At 71.7% G+C, this 4626-nt stretch carries 3 protein-coding genes; all 3 read left to right on the top strand.

Annotated features, from left to right (window positions below):
* Positions 1-757, top strand: a 757-nt coding sequence (gene nusA, locus AOQ53_RS37335) for a transcription termination factor NusA (RefSeq protein ID WP_059424263.1), incomplete at its 5' end; no start/stop codon positions are given.
* Between the two features lie 102 nt (positions 758-859).
* Positions 860-1156, top strand: a complete 297-nt coding sequence (locus AOQ53_RS42395; protein WP_078945690.1) for a YlxR family protein — start codon at positions 860-862, stop codon at positions 1154-1156.
* Between the two features lie 148 nt (positions 1157-1304).
* Complete coding sequence (gene infB, locus AOQ53_RS42390; RefSeq protein WP_078945689.1) at positions 1305-4418, top strand: translation initiation factor IF-2; 3114 nt, start codon at positions 1305-1307, stop codon at positions 4416-4418.
* Positions 4419-4626 lie beyond the last annotated feature (208 nt).

The raw sequence follows: 4626 nt of genomic DNA, 5'->3' as shown, positions 1-4626 counted from the left end.
CGGCCGTATCGCCGCCACCACGGCCAAGCAGGTCATCCTGCAGCGTCTGCGCGACGCCGAGGACGACGCGACGCTCGGCGAGTACGCCGGCCGTGAGGGCGACATCGTCACCGGCGTGGTCCAGCAGGGCCGCGACCCGAAGAACGTGCTCGTCGACATCGGCAAGCTCGAGGCCATCCTGCCGGTGCAGGAGCAGGTGCCGGGCGAGACGTACCCGCACGGCCTGCGGCTGCGGTCGTACGTCGTCCGGGTGGCCAAGGGCGTCCGCGGCCCGTCCGTGACGCTGTCCCGGACGCACCCGAACCTGGTGAAGAAGCTCTTCGCCCTGGAGGTGCCGGAGATCGCCGACGGGTCCGTGGAGATCTCCGCGATCGCCCGTGAGGCCGGTCACCGCACGAAGATCGCCGTACGGTCCACCCGGTCCGGCCTGAACGCCAAGGGCGCCTGCATCGGCCCCATGGGCGGTCGCGTGCGCAACGTGATGGGCGAGCTGAACGGTGAGAAGATCGACATCGTCGACTGGTCGGACGACCCGGCCGAGATGGTGGCGAACGCGCTGTCCCCGGCCCGCGTCTCCAAGGTGGAGATCGTGGACATGGCGACCCGGTCGGCCCGTGTCACCGTGCCCGACTACCAGCTCTCCCTGGCCATCGGCAAGGAAGGGCAGAACGCCCGCCTCGCGGCCCGGCTGACCGGCTGGCGGATCGACATCCGGCCGGACACGGAACCGGCCGGGGACGACCGGACCGGGGAATAGATCCAGGCCGCGGGTCGTTCAGATCACGACAGGTTCGGGCGCGGCAACTGTTCGAATCCTGCCCCAAAGGGGTGAGGCGCCTACGGGGAGGTAGACTTAACGGTGTCTGGCCGGACGCGCACCCGAGTGTGCCCTGAACGCACCTGTGTGGGGTGTCGGGAGCGAGTGGCCAAGGCCGATCTGCTGCGGGTCGTGTTGATCGAAGGTGCATGCGCCCCTGATCCACGCGGTACGCTGCCCGGCCGGGGTGCGTATGTGCATCCCACACCGGTCTGTCTTGACCAGGCGGTTCGCCGCCGGGCGTTCACGAGGGCACTGCGCGCCCCGGGAGCGCTCGACATAAAGGCGTTGCGTCGATACGTCGAGCAGACAACAGTTGCCGATCAGGCAACACGGTAAGAACGTGCCGCACGGAACCCCCCGTGCGGTCTAGGTACCTCGCGAGTCGAAAGCAGGTCGAGATTGCGATGAGCACTCGATGAGTACGCGATGAGTACGCCCATGAACTAGCGACGGTCCGGCTTCACCCGGACCTCAAAGGAGCGAAGTGGCTAAGGTCCGGGTCTACGAACTCGCCAAGGAGTTCGGTGTCGAGAGCAAGGTCGTCATGGCCAAGCTCCAGGAGCTCGGTGAATTCGTCCGTTCGGCGTCTTCGACCATCGAAGCGCCCGTTGTACGCAAGCTGACGGACGCCCTCCAGCAGGGCAACGGAGGCGGCAAGTCCGCCCCCGCCCGCAAGGCTGCCCCGGCGAAGCCGGCAGCCCCCTCCCCGGCGCAGGCTGCCCGTCCGGCCGCCCCGCGCCCGCCGGCCCCCAAGCCGGCAGCCGCCGAGAAGCCCGCGGCTCCCGCCGCGCCGGCCACTCCCGGCCCCCGTCCCACCCCGGGCCCGAAGCCCGCGCCGCGGCCCGCCCCGGCGTCCCCGGCTCCGACCGCGCCCGAGTTCACGGCACCGCCGTCGGCTCCCGCCGCGCCGGCCTCCTCCCAGGGCTCCGGTCCGCGTCCGGGCGCCCCGCGTCCGGCCGGCCAGTCGCCGCGTCCGGGTGCTCCGCGTCCGGGTGGTTCCGGCCAGGGTGGCCAGGGTCGTGGTGACCGTGGTGACCGTGGCGACCGTCCCGGCGCCTCGCGTCCGGGTGGCGGCGCCCCGCGTCCCGGTGCCCGTCCGGCGGGTCCCCGTCCGGGCAACAACCCGTTCACTTCTGGTGGCTCCACCGGCATGGCGCGCCCGCAGGCGCCCCGTCCGGGCGGTGCCCCGCGTCCGGGCGGCCCCGGTGCCCCCGGCGGCGCCCCGCGTCCGCAGGGCCAGGGCCAGGGCGGTCCCCGTCCGCAGGGTGCCGGCGGCGGTCCCCGTCCGCAGGCTCCGGGCGGCCAGCGCCCCACGCCGGGCGGCATGCCCCGTCCGCAGGGCGGCGGTCCGCGTCCCGGCGGCGGTCCCGGCGGTCCGCGTCCGAACCCCGGCATGATGCCGCAGCGTCCGGCTGCCGGTCCGCGTCCCGGTGGCGGTGGCCCCGGCGGCCGCGGTCCCGGTGGCGGTGGCCGTCCCGGTGGTGGCGGCGGCGGTCGTCCGGGTGGCGGCGGCTTCGCCGGCCGTCCCGGTGGCGGTGGCGGCGGTTTCGCCGGTCGTCCCGGTGGTCCCGGTGGCGGTGGCGGCGGTTTCGTCGGCCGTCCGGGTGGTCCCGGTGGCGGCGGTCGTCCCGGCTTCGGCGGTCGTCCCGGTGGTCCCGGTGGCCGTGGTGGCACGCAGGGCGCCTTCGGTCGTCCCGGTGGTCCCGCGCGTCGCGGTCGCAAGTCGAAGCGGCAGAGGCGCCAGGAGTACGAGGCCATGCAGGCCCCGTCGGTCGGCGGCGTGATGCTGCCTCGCGGCAACGGCGAGACCGTTCGCCTGTCGCGCGGTGCGTCGCTCACCGACTTCGCGGAGAAGATCAACGCCAACCCGGCGTCGCTCGTCGCGGTCATGATGAACCTCGGCGAGATGGTCACGGCCACGCAGTCCGTCTCCGACGAGACGCTCCAGCTTCTCGCCGACGAGATGAACTACACGGTTCAGATCGTCAGCCCGGAGGAGGAGGACCGCGAGCTCCTGGAGTCCTTCGACATCGAGTTCGGCGAGGACGAGGGCGACGAGGAGGACCTGGTGGTCCGCCCGCCGGTCGTCACCGTCATGGGTCACGTCGACCACGGTAAGACCCGACTGCTCGACGCCATCCGCAAGACGAACGTCATCGCGGGCGAGGCCGGCGGCATCACCCAGCACATCGGTGCCTACCAGGTCGCGACCGAGGTCAACGACGAAGAGCGCAAGATCACCTTCATCGACACCCCGGGTCACGAGGCGTTCACCGCCATGCGTGCCCGTGGTGCGCGGTCGACCGACATCGCGATCCTGGTCGTCGCGGCCAACGACGGCGTCATGCCGCAGACGGTCGAGGCGCTCAACCACGCCAAGGCGGCCGACGTCCCGATCGTCGTCGCGGTCAACAAGATCGACGTCGAGGGCGCCGACCCGACCAAGGTGCGCGGTCAGCTCACCGAGTACGGGCTGGTGGCCGAGGAGTACGGCGGCGAGACGATGTTCGTCGACATCTCCGCCAAGCAGGGTCTGCACATCGACTCCCTGCTGGAGGCCGTGATCCTCACGGCCGACGCCTCGCTCGACCTGCGGGCCAACCCGCACCAGGACGCGCAGGGCATCGCGATCGAGTCCCGTCTCGACCGCGGCCGCGGTGCCGTGTCGACGGTCCTCGTCCAGCGCGGCACGCTGCGGGTCGGCGACACCATGGTGGTCGGCGACGCGTACGGCCGAGTCCGGGCGATGCACGACGACAACGGCAACCTCGTCACCGAGGCGGGTCCGTCGACGCCGGTGCAGGTCCTGGGCCTGACCAACGTCCCGGGTGCGGGCGACAACTTCCTCGTCGTCGACGAGGACCGTACGGCCCGTCAGATCGCGGAGAAGCGTGCGGCGCGCGAGCGCAACGCGGCCTTCGCGAAGCGCACGCGCCGTGTGTCGCTGGAGGACCTGGACAAGGTGCTGAAGGCCGGCGAGGTCCAGCAGCTGAACCTGATCATCAAGGGTGACGCTTCTGGTTCCGTCGAGGCACTCGAGTCCTCCCTGCTCCAGCTCGACGTCGGCGAAGAGGTCGACATCCGCGTCCTGCACCGCGGCGTCGGTGCGGTCACGGAGTCCGACATCGACCTGGCGATGGGCTCGGACGCCATCGTGATCGGCTTCAACGTGCGCGCCGCCGGGCGTGCGCAGCAGATGGCCGAGCGCGAGGGTGTGGACGTCCGCTACTACTCGGTCATCTACCAGGCGATCGAGGAGATCGAGGCGGCCCTCAAGGGCATGCTCAAGCCGGAGTACGAAGAGGTCGAGCTGGGCACGGCGGAGATCCGCGAGGTCTTCCGCTCGTCCAAGCTGGGCAACATCGCGGGTGTGCTCATCCGCTCCGGCGAGGTCAGGCGCAACACCAAGGCGCGACTCCTGCGCGACGGCAAGGTCATCGCGGAGAACCTCAACATCGAGGGTCTGCGTCGCTTCAAGGACGACGTCACCGAGATCCGCGAAGGGTTCGAGGGCGGTATCAACCTCGGCAACTTCAACGACATCAAGGTCGACGACGTCATCGCGACGTACGAGATGCGCGAGAAGCCGCGGGTGTAACAACCACGGCGCCCTGGCCGGCCGACGCGGCACCGCCGCGTCGGCCGGCTGGCCGTTTGCCTCTCCTGCGGAACAGACTCGGCAGCCCGCCGGGGTGCCTCGGCACCCCACCGGGTGCGCTGGGGCGAAGCGCCGCCGGGGGGAGCAGCGGACGCAGCCCCCGCCGGGGTCTGGGGTGAAGCCCCAGGGGCCGGGCCTCCTGGCCAAC

The organism is Streptomyces azureus (assembly GCF_001270025.1).
Classification (GTDB): Bacteria; Actinomycetota; Actinomycetes; order Streptomycetales; family Streptomycetaceae; genus Streptomyces; species Streptomyces azureus.
Note: the sequence above shows the minus strand (reverse complement) of the source record. Positions and strands in the feature narration are given on the sequence as shown.